Raw genomic sequence first — 21,406 nt, forward strand, 5'->3', positions numbered from 1 at the left:
AAATACCTAACTGCGTAATACCGCGCCCGCATACCCTAACTGCCGCCACGCCTCATACACCACCACCGACACTGCGTTAGACAGGTTCATGCTGCGGCTGTCCGGCATCATCGGGATGCGTATCTTCTGCTCTGGCGGCAGCGCATCGAGGATTGTCGCGGGCAGGCCGCGCGTCTCGGGCCCAAACATCAGATAGTCTCCCGCCTGATAGCTCACCGCGCTGTGTGCCGGTGTGCCCTTGGTGGTGAGCGCAAACAGGCGCTGCGGATTTTCCGCTGCCATAAACGCCGCGTAGTCAGCGTGACGCTGCACGGCGGTGAACTCATGGTAATCCAGGCCCGCCCGGCGCAGACGCTTATCGTCCCAGGTAAAGCCCATCGGTTCGATAATATGCAGGCGGAAGCCGGTATTGGCGCAAAGACGAATGATATTCCCGGTATTCGGCGGGATCTCCGGTTCAAATAAGACGATGTTCAGCATGGTGCCCCCTCAATAACGCGGGGCAGCATAGCAGACTTACGCGTAAATTACGCCGCGTCGCCGGTCTTCACCGGTTCAAATACCGACTCGTGCTCAACGTTCTGCACCAGCAGGTCGCGGGTGATCTCCTTAATGGATTTCGCCCCGGTCAGGGTCATCGCCACGCGCATCTCTTTCTCGATCAGGTTCAGCAGGTTGGCGACGCCTGCCTGGCCGTGGGTCGCCAGCGCGTAGAGGTAGGCCCTGCCCAGCAGTACGGTGTCCGCCCCAAGAGCAATCATTCGCACCACGTCGAGACCGTTACGGATCCCGCTGTCGGCCAGAATAGCGATGTCGCCCTTCACCGCATCGGCAATCGCTGGCAGCGCCCGGGCGGAGGAGAGTACGCCATCCAGCTGGCGTCCGCCGTGGTTCGACACCACAATCCCGTCCGCACCAAAGCGCACCGCGTCGCGGGCATCTTCGGCATCAAGGATCCCTTTGATCACCATCGGGCCGTCCCAGAATTCGCGGATCCACTCCAGGTCCTTCCATGAGATAGAGGGATCGAAGTTGTTTGCCAGCCAGCCAATGTAATCTTCAAGCCCGGTCGGCTTACCGAGATAGGTCGAGATATTCCCCAGATCGTGCGGACGACCATGCAGGCCCACGTCCCATGCCCAGCGGGGATGGGTTACCGACTGCCAGTAGCGGCGCATGGCCGCGTTAGCACCGCTCATGCCAGAGTGCGCATCCCGGTAGCGCGCGCCCGGCGTCGGCATATCAACGGTAAACACCAGCGTCGAGCAGCCCGCCGCTTTCGCCCGCTCCAGGGCGTTGCGCATAAAGCCGCGATCGCGCAGAACGTAGAGCTGGAACCACATCGGACGCTTCAGGGTAGGAGCCACCTCTTCAATCGGGCATACCGAGACGGTGGAGAGGGTAAACGGAATACCCTTCGCATCGGCGGCGGCGGCGGCCTGCACCTCGCCCCGGCGGGCGTACATGCCGCACAGCCCTACCGGCGCAAGGGCCACCGGCATGGAGAGCTTTTCGTTAAACAGCGTGGTCTCCAGGCTCAAATCGGCCATGTTCTTCAGCACACGCTGGCGCAGGGCCACCTGGGCGAGATCCTCTACGTTGCGGCGCAGGGTATATTCCGCGTACGCGCCGCCATCGATGTAGTGGAACAGGAAAGGGGGCAGGATGCGCTGAGCCGCTGCGCGGTAATCACTGGCTGCAGAAATAATCATGCGTTGTTCTCCCTGGTAGGGTCGGGATCGCCCGGCAGGCGGGTGATGCGCGCCTGACGAGCCTGATCTTCATCGAATTGTTTAATGGTGGTATGGACAAACCCCAGATGCGCCATCATCGCCTTGCGCGCGGCCTCGGCGTCGCCGACCAGAATAGCGTCGAGCACCGCTTGGTGCTGTTCAGTAAGCTGGGCAAACACCGGTGGAACCTGATACATGCGCTGGCGGCTCTGCTTAACCGACGACTGCAGCAGATCGAAGAAGCCGCGCATGGTCTGTAACAGCACCACGTTATGTGACGCTTCGGCGATCGCCAGATGAAAGCGCACGTCGGCCTGCGAGGCGATGTCCGGATCTGTGCTCTGGGTCGCTTCGTAGCAAACACGGAGTTTCTCTTTATCGGCATCGGTGGCGTGCATCGCCGCGTGCCAGGCGGTGCTGGCCTCAATAGCGTGGCGGGCCTCTAGAATATCGAAGCTGTAGTCGGGGTCGTGCTCCAGCAGCGTTTTCAGCGGCTGGACAATATTTTGCTCAGACCAGTCGTCGTGCTGCCAGCGCACAAAGGTGCCGCCGCCGCGACGACTCAGCAGCACCCCTTCGTTGACCAGCGTAGCCAGCGCTTCGCGCAGCGAGTTGCGCGATACGCCAAGCTGCGCGGCCAGCTGACGCTCGGCGGGCAGCTTCATGCCCGCCTCCAGCTGCTGCTCTTTTATCAGCGCCCGCACGCGAGAGGCGATCTCGTCGGGGAGGCGTTTAGGCATAACGATCACGGGATCATCCAGGTTAAGACGTAGGCCTGTAGGGTGGTAATAATCCCCACCATGCAGGTGAAAATCAGGCTGTGCTTCACGGTAAAGCGGAACAGATCCGACTCTTTACCCACCAGCCCCACCGCCGCACAGGCAATGGCGATGGACTGCGGAGAGATCATTTTCCCGGTCACGCCACCGGTGGTGTTGGCCGCAACCAGCAGCACGTCCGAGACGCCAATCTGCTGCGCGGCGGTCGCCTGCAGGGCAGCGAACAGGGCGTTCGATGAGGTATCGGAGCCGGTAAGGAACACGCCCAGCCAGCCGAGGAACGGCGAGAAGAAGGTAAAGGCGTGTCCGGTATGGGCTAACGCCAGCGCCAGCGTCGAGGAGAGGCCGGAGTAGTTAGAGATAAAGGCGAAGGCCAGCACCATGCCGATAGAGTAGATAGGCAGGGCCAGCTCCTTCAGCGTGAGGGCGAAGGTCTGCACCGCCGCCGCGGGCTTCATACGCAGCCAGACAATCGAGAGCAGGGCGGCAAACAGGATCGCTGTACCGGTGGCCGAGAACCAGTCGAACTTATAGACCGCCGCATAGGGCGTTGCCGCGTTAACCACCGGCGGCATGCGGGCCACCAGCTTATCCAGGTACGGGACCGAAATGTTGATCACCATATCGTACAGCGCCCCGCCTGGTGCAAACAGGGCTTTGAACGGCGGTACGCTCCACAGCGTTACCGTGGCGGTAAGGAACAGGAAGGGCGACCACGCCTTGATAATCTGGCCCGCGCTGTAGCGGGTGCGCGCCAGGCTCTCATCGACCTGAGAAGCACCTATATCACCGAAGCGGAAGATGCGCACCGGCTGCCAGCGTTTCAGGAACAGCGTCAGACAGACCAGCGACACCAGCGAAGAGATGATATCTGGCAGCTCAGGACCGATAAAGTTAGAGCTCAGGTACTGGGCGATGGCGAAGGAGCCACCCGCCACCATCACCGCCGGCCAGGTCTCTTTAATGCCGCGCCAGCCGTCCATAATCGCCATGATCCAGAACAGCACGATGATGGTTAAAAACGGCAGCTGACGACCCACCATCTGGCCGATCTCGAAGCTGTCCAGGCCCGTGACCTGTCCAGCCACCAGAATCGGAATGCCCATCGCGCCGAAAGCGACCGGTGCGGTATTGACGATTAGGCACAGCCCGGCGGCATACAGCGGATTAAAGCCCAGCCCCACCAGCAGCGCAGCGGTGATCGCCACCGGCGCGCCAAAGCCCGCCGCCCCTTCAAGAAACGCGCCAAAGGAGAATCCAACAATCAGCATCTGTAGGCGCTGGTCCGGCGTAATAGAGAGAATGGACGAGCGGATAATGTCGAACTGCCCGGTCTTGACCGAGATTTTGTAGACGAACACCGCGGCAATAATGATCCACGCAATCGGCCATAGGCCGTAGAAGAAGCCGTACACCACCGATGCCATGGCGCGATCAACCGGCATTTTGTAGAAGAAGAGCGCTACCAGCAGGGCGATGGCGACAGTGTATGTCGCGGCAAGGTAGCCCTTTAGCTTGAGCTTAATCAGCGCGAAGAAGAAGAACAGGATCGGCAGAGATGCGATTAGGCTCGACAGCCAGATATTGCCGGCCGGATCGTAGTTTTGTTGCCACAGGCTCATTGCAGGTCTCCTGGGGACCTAGCTGGCCGATCGGCGGTGAGTCTGCGCTCATCTCTGCGTCACGGTCAGTGTAAAAGTGGTCCAGCCAATTGGGTTGTGTAGGGTTTATGACAACAAATGGTTAACCAGATGTTATGTTTCAGCAATGAGTTTGTAAGTGGAAATCGTGGAAATGTGAAGTGTAGGGCGGTTGGTCTAAGGATTGGTAGGACCAATTTGGAGAGCTGAGGCCGGGTTGATTAACCTGCTGCCCTATTGCTGCTGAGTTTGTTATGCAGACGAATAATGCCCTTGCTCATAGGAAATCCCTTTCAGTAGTAATAGAAGTAATCAGTCCAGGTTTTTCGTCGAGAGGGCATTTCCCGAACATTAGTTGCTGGGGGATTCCCTTTTTGCTTTTTTAAGCGATCTTTGGTCAGTTTTCTGAGATCAATACGTTGCGGATCAGCAAACCCTAATGTGGTAAAAATATTTTCAGCAAGGAGAATTACAGCCCCTGGTTGCTTTATTGTTTTCCATGCAGCACGACAAAAAGCCAAAAATAACATCCCGGCCCAAATCGCGGCACAAAAAGCGATAAACTCTGGGTCCATGCCTTTAAAGGCAAATACGATTAGAATGATCAAAAATATGCTTGAGATCATCGGCATTCCATATATCAAAGCAAACCGAATATCGGCTTTTCGCCCACGACAACAACGAGGGGTCATAGATAAGGTCCGTAGCTCCGGCAGCATGATGGCGTACACCACATAGTGATCACCTTGTCCCATTACAGCCATTTCAATGAAATCACCAGGTTGAGCATTTGTTTTTCCCAGCCACCCATGAAAAGGAATGCCGTTAATCTTGCCACGAACAAAATCACAGGCATCATCCTTCCGAATTTTGCTTTGCCCCGTGACAACTGAACCAGCAGCATTTCCTGTTACCGCAAGTAAGAGGCTACCCACCTGCTCACTTGCTTCCTGTTTAGCAAATCCTTGAGGGTCATATTCGCGATCGGTGAAATAGCCAATCACTTTCTGCACGCTAAACTCTTCCAGCATTCCACTGACCTTGAACAATGGCTGGCGAGGTGGTAGCTCTGGCGGTGGTGGTTCCGTTGCCAGAATTGCGTTCAACTGAGTTATCTCAGCAAGCGCTTGCTCGTTCTCCCGTTCAAGTTTTAGAGGATCACATTCGTCAGGATGCTCAACCGCCCATTTGTTGTTAACTTCAATGATTGTTTCGCAATGGCTTTTCTTACGCCTGATTTCATCAAACGCAATAAACTCTCCCGAAAATTTCCTGTCCTTTGTCATAACACAGCCCCCAGTGCTTTTTGATATTCTTCTTGCTGGTTGTCATACTCCTTGTCACGAGGCTTTTTGGGGCCCAGTTGCCAGGTGCTCTTCAGTTTGTCATCAGGCTCCAGTCCGAATACGCCTTCCCGACACCATTTCTGCAAATCGTTGCCAAAGTAGTAAGTGATGAGTTGTTCGATTAGGAACATTCCAATCATGACTTCCCAACTGGCAAGGAAACCAACGATTCTTGCAACTGTAGCCTCGGCAAGAGCATCAGTCATAGCTCCCAAAACGGCACCATTCAGTGATGGAATCTTCGCCAAAACTTCCAGAAGCCCTCCTAACGACTTCAGTGCAACACCAGCATCAACTCCAACTTTCCCAACGTTAAGTCCAACAAAAACCCATCGTCTATGGTCGGAATTCCATTCAGAGGAAAGATCTCCCGAATCCAGAACCAGATTAACCACCGCTGCAGCCGTCCCGGCACTTGTCCCCACAAACTTCACGCTTGTGGGTCCGGCTCCATTCCGAATTCCGTTTTTAACTGCCGGTTCAATAATCTCCGTGGCTGTGCTGAGTGTCCCAAGGAAAGCAGACGCTATCTGCGCATGGCTTTTCGAATCCCCTTTGCTCTCCTGTAGCTGATTTTTGAATTCCAGCCCGTTAAAGAACAATGCCAGCAACTTGATTCGTGCCCCTTTCAGGGCACTTTCGCCTTCAGCACCCTGGGCAAATTTGTCAAAATCACTCTGATAGCGGCTTCTAAGTTTCCGCCGTTCAGCCGCTCCCGAATACTTCATATCCTCCAGGAGCTGTCTTCTGAACGCATCGCCATCCTGTATCTGCCCGACAGAAAGCTGCACCGCATTGTCAAACGACACACCGGACACCACCTGAAACAATGATTTCGTCAGCAGCTCGTTCATCCCGTCCAGGCTTTTACTCAGGCGGGTGAAATTAAAGAAGCGGTCGCCAAACGTGCTCAGGCGACGGTCGCAGTACAGCATCATCCGCGAAAACGAGGAGGACGGCGTGGCAGGTCTTTCCAGCAGTTCATTAGCCTTGTCGTAGGCTTCCGTCAGTTTTCCTGCCAGCGGCGCAACTGCCGCCAGAAATGACGCTTCATCTGCTTTCTCTGTTTTGCCGTGGCTCTTCGCCAGACTTTCCAGATAAACAGTCATCTCAGCTATCACATCGGGGTTATTGAGCAGCAGCGAGCGCCAGACCAGGTTGCTCTCGGATTTCGCGGAGTACTGGTTTATCAGGCTGTCCAGCCACTGTGCACCGGTATCGGTCAGGTTCAGCGAGGCCAGCGCGTAATCCACAGTTTCGCGATAGCTCAGGTTGTCTTCCACACTCGTGGAGTAAAAATCCTGGCTGCAGGTGATAAACGAAGCAGACTCAAGCCAGGCTATACGCAGGCTGTGCAGGGCTTCCATCCGGGTGGCAATGACCTGACAAAACTGTTCATAGCAGGCGTTGAAGGCATTTATCTTGTCGTGATTCAGTCCTGCATCATATTTTGCCCAGCTGGTCGCCAGTGTCTCATTACCCGCCTGTTCTGATGACAATTGTGCCCGTCGCAGCAGGTCATTCAGTACCAGCTGACGCTGCGCGTCGGCTCCCGGAACGACGTCTGCGCCGGAGACCTTATCCATGCCGTAATTTACAGTGCTGCTGAAGGCATCCAGCGTGTGCTTTTCTGCCAGTGCTTTTTCCATCTGCCGGATTTGATTACGGGCACCAGCCAGTAACTGCATGCTCATAAACTCAATCGACAGCTCATCCAGCCAGCCCGCGTGCAGGGCGGTCATATCATCACTGAATCCCGCCAGTTCATGGGCTATACCCGATGCATCCTCCAGCGCCACCACCAGCTGGGTAATCGGTTTGTCGTAGCGGTTAACTCCGGTGCCCTGTTTCTGCATCGCGTCTATTGTCCGCTCCGCCTGCTCACAGCGGCGTCGGCTCCACGGGGTCAGGGTCCCCTGCACCCGTACCGCGCCCTCGTCAAAATAAAACCACGGGGCACAACTCTCTGTACGACTGATGCGCCGCACCGGCGGGTTATACGGCAGCGTCAGCACCGGACAGGCAGGGCCGGGCATCATGTAGTCGGCTATGTCATTCAGTACCTCAACGCTCGCCTGTGCAACACGCTGTTCGTTAGCGGGGGTGGTCCACTGCCAGTACTCCACGCACTGCATCCGTTTCCTGCGGGCGTTCGCATCAGAAGCGTAGCGATCCAGCGTACCGGTCCGCCATTTGGCCGGGGTGAATGCAATCCAGCAGTTGCCTTTCAGCGCTGCCGTGCTGAGGATGAGCATTTCCAGACTGGTCGGGTTATGGCACGGCATGGTGCAGTCTGATTTTTTCTGCGGCTGCGCATACGCCGCTGTGGGCTGTTTCCACAGGCTGCCGTCCTCCGCCACCGACCAGCCTTCCCACTGACGGTTACTTTCGTAATACACATACACAAAGCCCTGACGCAGGGCGCGCAGCAGGTAGTCATAGCCGTCCCCTTCCGGAAACGGCGTGTCCGGTTTCGCCCAGGCCGGCACGCTGGCCGACAGCCCGGCAGGCACTACGGCATAACGCACCGGCAGTATTGCCGGGCCGGATATCTGGCAGTGCGGACAGGGTTTCGGCCCCAGAGGGGATGTATTCATCTGCGTTTCCTTGCTGCAGTTTTATTATAGGTATACATGTCATGGCCGATAACCCACCGGGTTGTATTTCCTGAAAAACCTTGGTCTGGCATTAACAGGTGCAGGAAATATGATTAATTCTTTCGCCGGGTTCTTTTTACATGTTCTCTGTATTAATAGCTCATTATGTGGAAGCATAATTTCCGTGAGAGCTTATGCTTGTTTAAAAAAAGATCAACACAATAAAGTGTAATAAAATTTAATAGTGAATTGGTTTTTTGTGTTTTGCGATGCGTTATGACGTGAAATGAGCACCTGTTAAAAGGATAGATGTGCGGCGAAACCGCAAAGCTGACTATTTATTATTGCTGGCAGAAATGATTTATACTTTAATCAATCATAATTAGTAATGTATTTCTGAATATTAAAAACACGGTCTGAATAAGGGGAAATATGCTTATTCTCGCAAAAATAAGCACGCATTGGTGTTGCGAAAAGCGGTATTGCCGGGCAGGCGTAGCGCCACCCGGCAAAAAATCAGAACTCGGTCTTCGCGAAGCCGGTCATCTCTTTCAGGCCCATCTCGCGGCCCAGGGCGGTCATCGGGTGCACTACCACCAGCCCGCGTGCGCTCTTCTTCAGCTTGCCCATATCGGCCTGCTCTTTTTTAGTAATCGCTCGACGGAAAGGCAGATCCATCAGCTTCTGCGCCTCTTTGCTCAGCTTCTGACCATGCACTTCGCGCAGGCGAGTAATCTCCGCTTCCAGCGTCTCTTTCTCTTTTTCCAGCTCGGCGTACTTGTCGGCAGACTCAACCAGTGACAGGGCAGCCTGCTGGTGGCGGATAGCATCAAGGCGGTCGCTCAGGCGTTTAATTTCGTTCTTTTCGATTTCTTTCATAACGGATGACTCTAAAAACAGGGGAATTACTGCAAAGGATACACTAATGTGCGCAACGTTACTTCTGAAAGGCTTTTTTCAGGCTGATGCGTGAGATCAGCCCGGTCAGGGAGAGAACCATGGTCGAGCGCACCACCTGCTGGTAACGCTGTCTCTGCATGGCGTAGAGGTCGGCGTCGCTGGTATCAAACTGGGGCTCGGGGGGCAGGGCAGAGACGCAGTGCAGCTCGCCAAAGGGGCCGAGGATCTCATCATCGGTAAACCCGTACTCGTTGCCGTCGTGGTTCAGCTCTTCGCGCAGGGCCATCAGCAGCTCCGCGTCCTCATACTCGTGACGACTAATCACGCCGAGGCCGTAGATCAGCTTTAAGCGCACGGAGAGATCGCCCAGCGGGCCATCGCCCTCCAGCAGCGGCTCCACAGCGTATTTCACCGCATAGTCGTCTTTGCGGAACACCTGAAGTACCAGAATATTCACCGCTTCCGTGAGTAGCTCAACGGCGGCGATGAGGAAACTTCGGACGGTTTTGCCAGCATTCAGACGCTCAAGCACACGGTTTTCAAAGGCCTGGGTTTCTTCCATTATTGCCTGCATATCCGACAATCTTATATTCGGGCGCGGAGGATCGCTCCGCGCCGGGTAGGGCATCATGCCTGAGCGTTATAAACGTTAACCGCCTCGGCGACAACGTCGCTTGTGCTTTCCAGACCGGAGATCTGCGCCAGCGCAGCCTGCGGGCCTTTCTCGTCAATCAGCGCCGCCAGCTCAAGCGCCTGCGGATCCTGCTCGCTGCGGTAGTGCATGGCAGCAGCGATCCCTTTGACCAGGTTCTCGTGCGGCAGGCGATACTCCAGGGTGCCGAGCAGCGGCTTGATCAGACGGTCACCGATGCTCAGCTTACGCAGCGGCTGACGGCCTACGCGCTCAACGTCATCCTTCAGGTACGGGTTCTCAAAGCGGCCGAGGATCTTCTCGATATAGGCAGCATGCTTCGCTTCATCAAAGCCGTAGCGCTTGATCAGCACCGCGCCGCTCTCCTCCATCGCCCCTTTCACCACCGCGCGGATCTTCTCATCGAGAATGGCGTCGCGAATGGTCTGATGGCCCGCCTGGCGGCCAAGGTACGCGGTTATAGCATGGCCGGTGTTCAGGGTGAAGAGCTTACGCTCCACAAAGGCCATTAAATTGTCGGTCGGTTCCATGCCCGCAATGTTCGGCAGCGCGCCTTTGAACTGGGTCTTGTCGACAATCCACTCGCTAAAGGTCTCAACGGTCACTTCCAGCGGATCGTGGGTGGCAGAGGCCGACGGCGGAACGATGCGGTCTACGGCCGAGTCGACAAAGCCAACGTGCGCTTCAACCCAGGCTTTGTCCTCATCTGCCAGCGCATTGAGAACGTGGCCTTTTAACTGAGTCGTACCGCGCACCATGTTCTCACAGGCGATGATGTTCAGCGGGGTCTCTACGCCCTGCGCTTTACGCTTCGTCAGCCCTTTGGCAATCGCGGGTGCAATGCGCTCCAGCACCACCGGGCCGACCGCCGTGGTCACCAGATCCACGTCGGCGATCAGATCGACCACCTCATCACCGATGCTGCTCACCGCGTTGACGCCGGAGACGGTATCAACCTGCTCGTTTTCACCCACCACATGAACCTGATAGCTATGACGGGCATTCAGGGCGTCGAGCACCGTCTCATTCACATCGGCGAACGTCAGCGTAATCCCAGCGTCCGCCAGCAGTTTGCCGATGAAGCCACGTCCGATATTACCTGCGCCAAAATGTAATGCTTTCATAGTATTAACCTTCATTAATGTTTTTACCCGAGAGGGCTGGGGTGAGGCTCTGACCTCACCCAAACCCTCTCCGCAAAGGGAGAGGGGAGGAGGGCTTACTTGTTCAGCAGCGCCAGCACTTCTTCAACGCTATCGGTATGCGCCAGGCGCTCGATAATGGACTCATCGTCCAGGGCATTGGTCAGGCTGGTAATCACCTGAATGTGCTCATTATTACGTGCAGCGATACCGATGACCAGACGGGCAATGTCATCTTCCTCTTCGCCAAAGCGCACGCCCTGCGGGTACTGGCAGAACACGACGCCGGTTTTCAGCACGCGATCTTTCGCTTCAACCGTACCGTGCGGAACCGCGATGGACTCACCCAGGTAGGTCGGGGTCAGTTTTTCACGCTCCAGCATGGCGTCGATATACTCTGGCTGCACGTAGCCGCCTTTCACCAGCTGCTCACCGGCAAAGCGAATCGCCTCTTCTTTATGGCTCGCGGTGCGGCCCAGGAAGATGTTCTCCGCACCCAGCTTGAACAGATGGCTGTTGCTCTGGTCAATGCTGTCCTGCAGGCTGGTGCGCACTTTCGCTTCGTTGTCCGTATGGCGCTGGGCCGCAACCAGACGCTCGGTCAGGTTGGTATAGAGGCCGCTGTCGAGGAAGTTAGTCAGCGAAATGTGCTGCGCCTGTGGCACCTGGCGCATCGCACGCTCGGTCAGGTCGCGGTGGGTAATAACCACGTCCACGTCTGCCGGCAGGTTGTTGATCGCGCTGTTGGTCACGGAGATGTTGGTCAGGCCAGCATCCTGTACTTTTTTACGCAGCACGCCTGCACCCATGGCGCTTGAACCCATCCCGGCGTCGCAGGCTACGATGATTTTGCGAACGTGGCTCAGGTCGTTAGAGACCGCGCCTGCCGCCAGCGGCGTGCCAGCAGCGGCAGTGGTTACGCCTTTGGATTCCGCTTTCATGTCATGCATACGGCGGGTTGCCGCTTCGATATCGTCCTCTTCTTTCACCTTGCTGGTCTTCAGCAGGATGGCGGAGATCACGAACGAAACCGCCATCGCAGCGACGATAGCAGCGATGTTAGCGAAGTAGGCACCTTTCGGCGTCATCGCCAGCACGGCAAGGATAGAGCCAGGGGAAGCCGGGGAGACCAGGCCGCCGTTCAGCACGCTCAGGGTAAACACGCCGGTCATCCCGCCGAGGATAACGGCGATCAGCAGACGCGGGTTCATCAGCACGTACGGGAAGTAAATTTCGTGGATACCGCCCAGGAAGTGGATGATAGCCGCACCGCCCGCAGACTGTTTCGCACTGCCGCGACCGAAGAACATGTACGCCAGCAGGACGCCCATCCCCGGACCCGGGTTCGCTTCGATCAGGAAGAAGATAGACTTGCCGATATCATGGGACTGCTGAATACCCAGCGGTGAGAAAATACCGTGGTTGATGGCGTTATTGAGGAACAGGATTTTCGCCGGTTCAACAAAGATAGAGGCCAGCGGCAGCATGTCATGGACAACCATGAAGTTAACGCCAGCGGCCAGGGCTTTAGAGAGCACCTCTACCGCCGGGCCAATGCCGAGGAACGCCAGAATCGCGAGGATCATACCGATGATGCCCGCGGAGAAGTTGTTCACCAGCATTTCGAAGCCGGATTTGATCTTGCCATCAACCCAGACGTCAAAGCGTTTGATCGCCCAGCCGCCCAGCGGACCGGCAATCATTGCGCCGAGGAACATCGGCATATCCGCACCGACGATCACGCCCATGGTGGTGATCGCACCGACCACGCCGCCACGATCGCCGCCCACCAGGCGACCACCGGTATAACCGATCAGCAGCGGCAGCAAATAGGTAATCATTGGGCCGACAAGTTTTGCCAGCGTTTCGTTAGGCAACCACCCTGTTGGAATAAACAACGCGGTGATAATACCCCAGGCGATAAATGCGCCGATGTTGGGCATTACCATATTGCTGAGAAAACGACCAAAGCTTTGCACCTTGATCTTGATATCGGATGACATAAAACACCCCTTCTAATGTTTGCTGTCGCGCAGGGCGGAAGCCCAACTTTTTTTGTTAACGAGGCGGCAGAGGTAGCCGAACCCATGTTCTGTGTGGCGAATCTGGCACCGAATCGAGAAACTGTCCAGATGGCACGATTTAGTGTGATTCAGATCACACTAATATAGGGATCACGCCCGGTTTAGGTGTGATGGCGGTCACAAATCATAGGTGTAAAAAAAGAACAGCGGGTAAAAAAAAGACGGTATGGGACTGTTAATGTGATGTTAATCACATTTCTATCTCGTTACTTTGTTTGCGGTTTGTGATTTAGATCACAAGAAATTTTCACCTGGACTTTTCTTAACGTGAGCGGCAGCAACTTCTTATTACGGGACTCGGCAATACTGTAAGTCAGCAACATCTTCTCAGCGTAAATTCGAGGTCAACATTATGTTCCTGAATTACTTTGCGCTCGGCATCCTGATTTTCGTCTTCCTGGTGCTGTTCTACGGCATCATCATTATTCATGACATTCCCTACCGGATTGCCAAAGCCCGTAACCATCCCCATGCCGATGCAATTCATATTGCAGGCTGGGTGAGCCTCTTTACCCTACACGTGCTGTGGCCGTTTCTCTGGATCTGGGCCACGCTCTATCGCCCGGAACGCGGGTGGGGGATGCAGTCCCACTTCAACAGCGGCGGCGGCGAGCTACAGCTGCAACAGCGCGTTGAGGCCCTTGAAAGAGAGCTGAAGCGAATGCAAACCCGAGCGGGGGAGTAGCGTATGGATCTGCTGATCGTCTTAACCTACGTCGCTCTGGCCTGGGCCATCTTTAAAATATTCCGCATTCCGGTTAACCAGTGGACGCTCTCCACGGCGGCGCTGGGGGGCATATTTCTCGTCAGCGCCCTGATCCTGCTCATGAACTACAACCACCCCTATACCTTCACGGCGCAGAAGGCGGTGATCTCGATTCCGATTACGCCGCAGGTTACTGGCGTTGTGAGTGAGGTAACGGACAAATCAAACCAGCTGATTAAAAAGGGCGACGTGCTCTTTAAACTCGATCCGGTGCGGTATCAGGCCAGGGTCGACAGGCTTAACGCCGACCTGGTGACGGCCACCCACAACATCCACGTGCTCAAGGCGCAGCTGGCGGGTGCCCAGGCCAATACCCTGCGTGTCTCGGCCGAACGCGACCGCCTCTATAAAGACTACCAGCGCTACGTGCGCGGCAGCCGGGCGAGGGTGAATCCGTTCTCTGAAAGCGATATCGACAACGCCCGGCAGAACTATCTCGCTCAGGATGCGATGGTAAAGACCTCCGTGGCCGACCAGGTGCAGATCCAGAGCCAGCTGGACAGCATGGTCAACGGCGAACAGTCGCAGATCGTTAGCCTGCGGGCACAGCTGACGGAGGCAAAATATAACCTTGAGCAGACGGTGATCCGTGCCCCGAGTGATGGCTACGTGACCCAGGTGCTGATCCGCCCAGGGACCTACGCCGCCGCGCTGCCCCTGCGTCCGGTGATGGTCTTTATTCCCCAGCAGAAGCGGCAGATCGTGGCCCAGTTCCGGCAGAACTCCCTGCTGCGACTTGAGCCTGGCGATGAAGCAGAAGTGGTGTTCAACGCCCTACCTGGACAGGTGTTTAAGGGCAAGCTGACCACTATTCTGCCGGTAGTGCCGGGCGGCTCCTATCAGGCGCAGGGTGCCTTACAGTCGCTGACGGTGGTGCCCGGCACTGATGGCGTGCTGGGAACCATTGAGCTGGAGCCGAACGCCGAGGTGGATGCCCTGCCGGACGGCATCTATGCCCAGGTCGCGGTCTACTCCGATCACTTCCACCACGTCTCGGTGATGCGCAAGGTGCTGCTGCGAATGACCAGCTGGATGCACTACCTCTATCTTGACCATTAATCTCAAAAGGCAGGAATGCGATGGGCATCACCTGCCTTTTTTTCATCGCTGATCCATAATTACTTTTTTCGGGGTAGACAGGATCAGGCAATGAAACTTATCGGCAGCTATACCAGCCCGTTTGTACGTAAAATCTCCGTTATCCTGCTGGAGAAGGGGATCACCTTTGAGTTTGTAAATGAGTTCCCTTACAACGGCGAAAACGGCGTTGCGCACTACAATCCGCTGGGCAAAGTTCCAGCGCTGGTTACCGATGAGGGCGACATCTGGTACGACTCGCCTATCATTGCTGCCTACCTGGAGCTGCTGGACATCGCGCCCGCGATGCTGCCGCAGGATCCAAAGGCGGCGCTGAAGCTGCGCCAGATAGAAGCCCTGGCCGATGGGGTGATGGATGCCGGACTGGTCTCGGTGCGCGAGCAGGCCCGACCGGCGGCCCAGCAGTCGGAGACCGAGCTGCTGCGCCAGCGGGAGAAAATCAGCCGGGCGTTGGACATGTTGGAAAAGCACGTCAGCGAGGGCGATATTCAGCCGGATAGCCTCAACGTTGCTACTATCGCCGTGGCCTGCGCCATCGGCTACATCAACTTCCGCCGCGTCTCGCCCGGCTGGTGCGTGGACAGGCCGCAGCTGGTGAAGCTGGTGGAAACGCTGTTCCAGCGGGAGAGCTTTGCCCGTACCGAACCGCCAAAGTCCTAGCCCCAGCATACTGACAGCCTGCGCCGGTACGCTGTACAATCTCCCTTCACGTCGAATCCCCTCCGGCGGGAGGGGTAATCTACTGCAGGCTTTGTCATGACCCTTGAATCACGTTCGCTTTTCAGCCAGATCCCGGCAACCGATCGTCTGCTGCACGCCGACGCCTTTGCTGTTTTAGTCGATACCTTCGGTCACCGCCGCGTCGTGGATACCCTGCGCCAGCTTCAGGACGAGGCCCGTCTTGCGGTGCGCGAAACCCAGGCGCTGCCCGCCTGGTGCGCGGACTGGGCGGCGGCAACCGAGAGCCGGCTGACGCAGCATGAAACCCGCGCCCTGCGGCCGGTATTTAACCTCACCGGCACGGTGCTGCACACCAACCTCGGACGCGCGCTACAGGCGGAGGCCGCCATCGAGGCGGTTGCCGAGGCGATGCGCACGCCGGTGACGCTGGAGTACGCCCTCGACGAGGCCGGACGCGGTCATCGCGATCGCGGCGTGGCGGATCTGCTCTGCCGCCTGACCGGCGCAGAGGATGCCTGCATTGTGAATAACAACGCGGCGGCGGTGCTGCTGATGCTGGCCGCGCTGGCGAACGGTAAAGAGGTGGTGGTGTCGCGCGGCGAGCTGGTAGAGATTGGCGGCGCGTTTCGCATTCCGGACGTGATGCGCCAGGCGGGCTGCGTGCTGCACGAGGTGGGCACCACCAACCGCACCCATGCCAAAGACTATCGTGAGGCAGTGAACGAGAATACGGCGCTGCTGATGAAGGTCCACACCAGCAACTATGCCGTCACCGGCTTCACCAAGGCGGTGGAGGAGGCGGAGCTGGTGCAAATTGGCCTGCCGCTGAACGTGCCGGTGGTGGCCGACTTAGGCAGCGGCTCGCTGATCGATCTCAGCCAGTACGGTCTGCCGAAAGAGCCGATGCCGCAGGAGATGATTGCCGCAGGCGTCAGCCTCGTGAGCTTCTCTGGCGATAAGCTGCCCGGCGGTCCGCAGGCGGGGATCATCATCGGCAAGCGTGAGCTGATTGCCAGGCTCCAGCAGCACCCGCTTAAGCGCGCTCTGCGGGTGGATAAGATGACCCTCGCCGCGCTGGAGGCAACGCTCAGGCTCTATCTGCATCCGGAGAAGCTGGCCGAACGGCTGCCGACGCTGCGCCTGCTGACCCGCAGCGCGGACGACATTCGCCAGCAGGCCGAGCGGCTTCTGCCCGCATTGGAGAGCCGCTACGCTGAGTTTTTGATGCAGGTTGAAGACTGCCAGTCGCAAATCGGCAGCGGATCGCTGCCGGTGGACAGGCTGCCCAGCGCGGCGCTGACCTTTACTCCTCGCGACGGACGCGGTAGCCGCCTTGAAGCACTGGCGGCGCAGTGGCGCGCACTGCCGCAGCCGGTGATTGGCCGCATCTCCGACGGTCGTCTATGGCTCGATCTGCGCTGCCTTGACGATGAATCCCGCTTTTTGAACAGGTTACTGAAATGATTATTGCAACGGCCGGGCACGTTGACCATGGCAAAACAACGCTGCTGGAGGCGCTTACCGGTATCAATGCCGACAGGCTGCCGGAAGAGAAGAAGCGTGGCATGACTATCGATCTCGGCTACGCCTACTGGCCCCAGCCGGATGGCCGCGTGCCAGGGTTTATTGATGTGCCGGGCCATGAGAAGTTTCTTGCCAATATGCTGGCGGGCGTTGGCGGTATCGACGGCGCACTGCTGGTGGTGGCCTGCGACGACGGCGTGATGGCGCAAACCCGGGAGCACCTGGCGATTTTACAGCTCACCGGCAACCCGGCGCTGACCGTGGCGTTGACCAAGGCCGATCGCGTGGACGAGGCGCGGATAGCCGAGGTCGAGGCCGAGGTGCGTAGCGTGCTGGCAGAGTATGGCTACCCGCAGGCAACGCTGTTTACTACCGCTGCGACGCAGGGGATGGGCATTGAGGCGTTGCGCGCGCATCTGTTGGCGCTGCCCGAACGCGAGCAGACCGACGAGCGCCGCTTCCGCCTTGCCATCGATCGCGCGTTTAGCGTCAAGGGCGCGGGGCTGGTGGTGACCGGCACGGCGCTCTCCGGCAGCGTAAAGGTGGGCGATACCCTGTGGCTTACCGGCGTGAACAGGCCGATGCGCGTGCGCGGCCTGCATGCGCAAAACCAGCCGGTAGAGCAAGCCCACGCCGGGCAGCGTATTGCCCTGAACATTGCGGGCGACGCGGAAAAAGAGGCTATCAGTCGCGGCGACTGGCTGCTGGCCGAGGCGCCGCCTGAGCCTGTGACACGGTTGATCGTGGCGCTGCACACCCACGCGCCGCTGGGTCAGTGGCAGCCGCTGCACATTCACCATGCCGCCAGCCACGTGACGGGCCGCGTCTCGCTGCTCGAAGATAATCTGGCCGAGCTGGTATTGGATACGCCGCTGTGGCTGGCGGATAACGATCGGCTGGTGCTGCGCGATATCGCTGCCCGTACCACGCTGGCCGGAGCGAGGGTAGTCACGCTTAATCCGCCGCGCCGGGGCAAACGTAAGCCAGAGTACCTGGCGTGGATCGCTGCGCTGACTGAAGCGAGTGACGATGCTGGCGCGCTGGCGGTACACCTGACGCGCGGCGCGGTACATCTGCCATCGTTCGCGTGGGAGAGACAGCTTAACGCTCAGGGGCTGGCGGCGTTGACCGAGAGCCCGGCGCTGATCCAGGCCGGAGACAGCCTGATTAGCGCCGCGGTCGCCGCCCGCTGGCAGCGCAAGATCCTTGATACCCTCGCTACCTACCATGCCCAGCATCGGGATGAGCCAGGGCCAGGGCGCGAGCGTCTGCGCCGCATGGCCCTGCCGATGGAGAACGAGGCGCTGGTGCTGACGCTCATCGAGCGGATGCGGGAGAGCGGAGATATCCACAGCCATCACGGCTGGTTACATCTGCCGGATCATAAAGCAGGCTTTACTGCCGAGCAGGACACGATCTGGCAGAAAGTCGCCATGCTGTTTGCGGATGAACCCTGGTGGGTGCGCGACCTGGCGCGTGAGGTGGGGGCAGACGAGCAGATCATGCGCAGCGTTCTGCACCAGGCGGCACAGCAGGGGCTGATCACGGCGATCGTAAAAGATCGCTACTACCGCAACGATCGCATTGTGGCCTTTGCGAACCTGATCCGCGCCCTGGACGGTGAGCGTGGATCAACCTGTGCCGCCGACTTCCGCGACCAGCTCAACGTCGGACGCAAGCTGGCCATTCAGATCCTCGAATATTTCGACCGCATCGGCTTTACCCGCCGACGCGGCAACGATCACCTGCTGCGCGACGCTCTGCTGTTCCCGGCCAATCCGCAGGCGTAACTTTGTCGCGCCCTATTCACCGGGCGCGATCTTCTGCTTCGCCAGCCACACCGCCCCCAGTCTGCCCGCCTGGTTACCCAGCTTGCAGGGGTGGATTGGCACGCGCAACGCCTCCCACATCTCAAAGGTTTCCAGGTGACGATCGAGCAGCTGGTAAACTTTCTCCTGTTCGCTCAGCCCGCCGCCAATCAGCACCGCCTCAGGGTCGAACATGGAGATCACGCTATAGACTCCGCGCGCCAGGAACAGCGCCCACTCATTAATGGCTTCGCGCAGATGGACGTCGCTGTCCATACGCTCGAAGAGCTCTTTACCGTGCGGCAGCTCGTCGGCGGAGACCGCCAGCGCCTGGCGGCAGGCTTTCATCAGGCCGCTGCCGGAGGCGACCTCGTGCATGCACTCACCGTTGTTGCCTACGGGGATCACGCCAAACTCACCAGCGTGGAAGTGCACGCCCCGGAACAGCTCACCGTTGACGATAATTCCGCCGCCAATGCCCGTTCCTACGGTGATGCAGACAAAGTTCTCAAACTCCTGTCCGGCCCCGCGCCAGCGCTCGCCGAGCGCCGCACAGTTGGCATCGTTCTCCACCACTACCGGCAGATCGGTGAGGGTCGAGAAGAGATCGTGCAGGTTTGCGCCATCCATAAAGTCCAGTGCGCCCGCTTTTGCCGCTTTGCCGGTATGCACGTTGATATGGCCAGGAAAGCTGACGCCGATGCCAGCGATTTCATGATCTTTTTGGTAAGTTTCAACGACTTCTTTCCACGCTTTTTTAAACGACGCTTCATCTTCAGGCGTATCAAACTCATCCGAAGAGAGCTCTTCGCCATGCTCGTCAATCAGGCCATGCTTGATGTGGGTTCCCCCGACATCAAAACCAATAAAGTAGTGCATAGGTATTTCCCTTTTCCGGTTCCTTACGCTTAATTATGGCTCAGGCCAGACGGGAGAATGTAAAGTAAGGTAATACGTGAACAGCGTCGAAAAGCGGCAATCTGATTGCTTCTTTTTTATCCACCCCGGCTACCCTTGAAGGACACCCCTGCAAGGAGACGGCCATGACAAACAATCCTCCCGCCAACCGCATCCAGCCTGGCGAATACGGTTATCCTCTTACCTTAAAAGCGCGTTATGAAAACTTTATCGGCGGCGACTGGGTTCCCCCGGCCGACGGCGAGTACTACCAGAACCTGACCCCGGTCACCGGCCAGCCGCTGTGTGAAATTGCCAGCTCAGGCAAGCGTGATATCGATCTGGCGCTGGACGCGGCCCACAAGGCGAAAGATAAGTGGGCGCATACCTCCGTGCAGGATCGGGCAGCCATTTTGCTGAAGATAGCCGATCGCATGGAGCAGAACCTGGAGCTGCTGGCGACCGCTGAAACCTGGGATAACGGCAAGCCGATCCGTGAAACCAGCGGAGCCGACGTGCCGCTGGCGATTGACCATTTCCGCTATTTTGCCTCCTGTATTCGCGCCCAGGAGGGCGGCATCAGCGAGGTAGACAGCGAGACGGTGGCCTACCACTTCCGCGAGCCGCTGGGCGTAGTTGGGCAGATCATCCCGTGGAACTTCCCGCTGCTGATGGCAAGCTGGAAGATGGCACCTGCGCTTGCCGCCGGGAACTGCATCGTCTTAAAACCCGCGCGCCTGACGCCGCTCTCCGTGCTGCTACTGATGGAGATTGTGGGCGATCTACTGCCGCCGGGCGTGGTGAACGTGGTCAACGGCGCGGGAGGCGAGATTGGTGAGTACCTTGCTACCTCGAAACGCATCAGCAAGGTGGCCTTTACCGGCTCCACCGAAGTGGGCCAGCAGATCATGCAGTATGCGACCCAGAACATTATTCCGGTCACTCTGGAGCTGGGCGGCAAGTCGCCGAACATCTTCTTCGCCGACGTGATGGACGAGGAGGATGCCTTCTTCGATAAGGCGCTGGAGGGCTTTGCCCTGTTCGCCTTTAACCAAGGCGAAGTCTGTACCTGTCCAAGCCGGGCGCTGGTGCAGGAGTCGATCTACGAGCGCTTTATGGAGCGCGCTATCCGCCGGGTAGAGAGCATCCGCAGCGGCAACCCGCTGGATAGCGTCACCCAGATGGGCGCGCAGGTCTCACAGGGGCAGATGGAGACCATCCTGAACTACATCGACATCGGTAAAAACGAGGGGGCGGACGTACTCACCGGCGGGCGGCGCAAGCTGCTGGAGGGCGAGCTGAAAGAGGGCTATTACCTGGAGCCGACCATTCTTTTTGGGCAGAACAACATGCGCGTTTTCCAGGAGGAGATCTTTGGCCCGGTGCTCGCCGTCACCACCTTTAAAACCGTGGAAGAGGCGCTGGAGCTAGCCAACGATACCCAGTACGGATTGGGCGCGGGCGTCTGGAGCCGCAACGGCAGCCTGGCCTATAAGATGGGGCGCGGTATTCAGGCCGGACGCGTCTGGACCAACTGCTACCACGCCTATCCCGCCCATGCGGCATTCGGCGGCTACAAGCAGTCCGGCATCGGGCGCGAAACCCATAAGATGATGCTGGATCACTACCAGCAGACCAAGTGCCTGCTGGTGAGCTATTCGGATAAACCGCTCGGTCTGTTCTGAGTCCCTATCGCCGGGCGGCGCAAGCTTGCCCGGCCTACGGTCCGTGCACAGTGTAGGCCCGGCAAGCGTAGCGC

The 21,406-nt window shown here is 57.9% G+C and carries 17 protein-coding genes; 6 read left to right on the plus strand and 11 right to left on the minus strand.

Annotated features, from left to right (window positions below; translation table 11 throughout):
* Positions 1–6 precede the first annotated feature (6 nt).
* The 10 genes from trmL to EV102420_RS16520 form a co-directional block, all read right to left on the minus strand.
* A complete protein-coding gene (trmL, locus tag EV102420_RS16475) occupies positions 7–480 on the minus strand; it encodes a tRNA (uridine(34)/cytosine(34)/5-carboxymethylaminomethyluridine(34)-2'-O)-methyltransferase TrmL (RefSeq protein WP_042393910.1) in 474 nt (157 codons plus the stop codon).
* 47 nt (positions 481–527) lie between these two features.
* The gene (lldD, locus tag EV102420_RS16480; RefSeq protein WP_042393913.1) at positions 528–1,712 is read right to left on the minus strand and encodes an FMN-dependent L-lactate dehydrogenase LldD; all 1,185 of its coding nucleotides are present in this window, start codon (positions 1,710–1,712) and stop codon (positions 528–530) included.
* Entirely contained in the window at positions 1,709–2,482 is a 774-nt protein-coding gene (gene lldR / locus EV102420_RS16485; protein WP_042393915.1) for a transcriptional regulator LldR, read from the minus strand. Before lldR ends, lldD begins: the two co-directional genes overlap by 4 nt.
* Positions 2,479–4,134, minus strand: coding sequence for an L-lactate permease (gene lldP / locus EV102420_RS16490; protein ID WP_042393917.1), 1,656 nt, complete (start codon positions 4,132–4,134; stop codon positions 2,479–2,481). The genes lldR and lldP overlap by 4 nt, the downstream gene beginning before the upstream one ends.
* A gap of 311 nt (positions 4,135–4,445) precedes the next feature.
* Positions 4,446–5,438, minus strand: a complete 993-nt coding sequence (locus EV102420_RS16495; RefSeq protein WP_042393920.1) for a putative type VI secretion system effector — start codon at positions 5,436–5,438, stop codon at positions 4,446–4,448.
* Complete coding sequence (locus EV102420_RS16500) at positions 5,435–8,095, minus strand: T6SS effector BTH_I2691 family protein (protein WP_042393924.1); 2,661 nt, start codon at positions 8,093–8,095, stop codon at positions 5,435–5,437. The genes EV102420_RS16495 and EV102420_RS16500 overlap by 4 nt, the downstream gene beginning before the upstream one ends.
* A 516-nt stretch (positions 8,096–8,611) precedes the next feature.
* Complete coding sequence (locus tag EV102420_RS16505) at positions 8,612–8,974, minus strand: YibL family ribosome-associated protein (RefSeq protein WP_042393927.1); 363 nt, start codon at positions 8,972–8,974, stop codon at positions 8,612–8,614.
* Between the two features lie 58 nt (positions 8,975–9,032).
* A complete protein-coding gene (gene mtlR / locus EV102420_RS16510) occupies positions 9,033–9,623 on the minus strand; it encodes a mannitol operon repressor MtlR (protein ID WP_106403947.1) in 591 nt (196 codons plus the stop codon).
* Positions 9,623–10,771: a mannitol-1-phosphate 5-dehydrogenase gene (gene mtlD, locus EV102420_RS16515; protein WP_042393933.1), complete on the minus strand. Its 1,149-nt coding sequence runs from the start codon at positions 10,769–10,771 to the stop codon at positions 9,623–9,625. Before mtlD ends, mtlR begins: the two co-directional genes overlap by 1 nt.
* Before the next feature lie 95 nt (positions 10,772–10,866).
* Entirely contained in the window at positions 10,867–12,792 is a 1,926-nt protein-coding gene (locus tag EV102420_RS16520) for a PTS mannitol transporter subunit IICBA (RefSeq protein ID WP_042393936.1), read from the minus strand.
* A gap of 433 nt (positions 12,793–13,225) precedes the next feature.
* Here EV102420_RS16520 and EV102420_RS16525 point away from each other — a divergent pair, with 433 nt between their 5' ends.
* From EV102420_RS16525 to selB, 5 genes are all read left to right on the plus strand, one after another.
* Entirely contained in the window at positions 13,226–13,558 is a 333-nt protein-coding gene (locus tag EV102420_RS16525; RefSeq protein ID WP_042393939.1) for a DUF3302 domain-containing protein, read from the plus strand.
* Positions 13,559–13,561: 3 nt separating this feature from the next.
* On the plus strand, positions 13,562–14,698 hold the full coding sequence (locus EV102420_RS16530; protein ID WP_042393942.1) for an HlyD family secretion protein: 1,137 nt from the start codon (positions 13,562–13,564) through the stop codon (positions 14,696–14,698).
* 90 nt (positions 14,699–14,788) lie between these two features.
* Positions 14,789–15,397: a glutathione S-transferase gene (locus EV102420_RS16535; protein ID WP_042393944.1), complete on the plus strand. Its 609-nt coding sequence runs from the start codon at positions 14,789–14,791 to the stop codon at positions 15,395–15,397.
* A gap of 96 nt (positions 15,398–15,493) precedes the next feature.
* The gene (gene selA / locus EV102420_RS16540; RefSeq protein WP_042393948.1) at positions 15,494–16,882 is read left to right on the plus strand and encodes an L-seryl-tRNA(Sec) selenium transferase; all 1,389 of its coding nucleotides are present in this window, start codon (positions 15,494–15,496) and stop codon (positions 16,880–16,882) included.
* Positions 16,879–18,732: a selenocysteine-specific translation elongation factor gene (gene selB, locus EV102420_RS16545; protein WP_042393949.1), complete on the plus strand. Its 1,854-nt coding sequence runs from the start codon at positions 16,879–16,881 to the stop codon at positions 18,730–18,732. The genes selA and selB overlap by 4 nt, the downstream gene beginning before the upstream one ends.
* A 12-nt stretch (positions 18,733–18,744) precedes the next feature.
* Here selB and EV102420_RS16550 read toward each other — a convergent pair whose 3' ends face one another.
* The gene (locus tag EV102420_RS16550) at positions 18,745–19,629 is read right to left on the minus strand and encodes an ROK family protein (protein WP_042393951.1); all 885 of its coding nucleotides are present in this window, start codon (positions 19,627–19,629) and stop codon (positions 18,745–18,747) included.
* 164 nt (positions 19,630–19,793) lie between these two features.
* Between EV102420_RS16550 and aldB the strand changes: the two genes are divergently transcribed.
* On the plus strand, positions 19,794–21,332 hold the full coding sequence (gene aldB, locus EV102420_RS16555; RefSeq protein WP_042393954.1) for an aldehyde dehydrogenase AldB: 1,539 nt from the start codon (positions 19,794–19,796) through the stop codon (positions 21,330–21,332).
* Positions 21,333–21,406 lie beyond the last annotated feature (74 nt).

It is taken from the genome of Pseudescherichia vulneris NBRC 102420, assembly GCF_000759795.1.
Lineage (GTDB): Bacteria > Pseudomonadota > Gammaproteobacteria > Enterobacterales > Enterobacteriaceae > Pseudescherichia > Pseudescherichia vulneris.

Coding starts and splice junctions, on each gene's coding strand:
- trmL (WP_042393910.1), bottom strand. CDS start 480: ATGCTGAACATCGTCTTATTTGAACCGGAGATCCCGCCGAATACCGGG.
- lldD (WP_042393913.1), bottom strand. CDS start 1,712: ATGATTATTTCTGCAGCCAGTGATTACCGCGCAGCGGCTCAGCGCATC.
- lldP (WP_042393917.1), bottom strand. CDS start 4,134: ATGAGCCTGTGGCAACAAAACTACGATCCGGCCGGCAATATCTGGCTG.
- EV102420_RS16495 (WP_042393920.1), bottom strand. CDS start 5,438: ATGACAAAGGACAGGAAATTTTCGGGAGAGTTTATTGCGTTTGATGAA.
- EV102420_RS16500 (WP_042393924.1), bottom strand. CDS start 8,095: ATGAATACATCCCCTCTGGGGCCGAAACCCTGTCCGCACTGCCAGATA.
- EV102420_RS16505 (WP_042393927.1), bottom strand. CDS start 8,974: ATGAAAGAAATCGAAAAGAACGAAATTAAACGCCTGAGCGACCGCCTT.
- mtlR (WP_106403947.1), bottom strand. CDS start 9,623: ATGCCCTACCCGGCGCGGAGCGATCCTCCGCGCCCGAATATAAGATTG.
- mtlD (WP_042393933.1), bottom strand. CDS start 10,771: ATGAAAGCATTACATTTTGGCGCAGGTAATATCGGACGTGGCTTCATC.
- EV102420_RS16520 (WP_042393936.1), bottom strand. CDS start 12,792: ATGTCATCCGATATCAAGATCAAGGTGCAAAGCTTTGGTCGTTTTCTC.
- EV102420_RS16525 (WP_042393939.1), top strand. CDS start 13,226: ATGTTCCTGAATTACTTTGCGCTCGGCATCCTGATTTTCGTCTTCCTG.
- EV102420_RS16530 (WP_042393942.1), top strand. CDS start 13,562: ATGGATCTGCTGATCGTCTTAACCTACGTCGCTCTGGCCTGGGCCATC.
- EV102420_RS16535 (WP_042393944.1), top strand. CDS start 14,789: ATGAAACTTATCGGCAGCTATACCAGCCCGTTTGTACGTAAAATCTCC.
- selA (WP_042393948.1), top strand. CDS start 15,494: ATGACCCTTGAATCACGTTCGCTTTTCAGCCAGATCCCGGCAACCGAT.
- selB (WP_042393949.1), top strand. CDS start 16,879: ATGATTATTGCAACGGCCGGGCACGTTGACCATGGCAAAACAACGCTG.
- EV102420_RS16550 (WP_042393951.1), bottom strand. CDS start 19,629: ATGCACTACTTTATTGGTTTTGATGTCGGGGGAACCCACATCAAGCAT.
- aldB (WP_042393954.1), top strand. CDS start 19,794: ATGACAAACAATCCTCCCGCCAACCGCATCCAGCCTGGCGAATACGGT.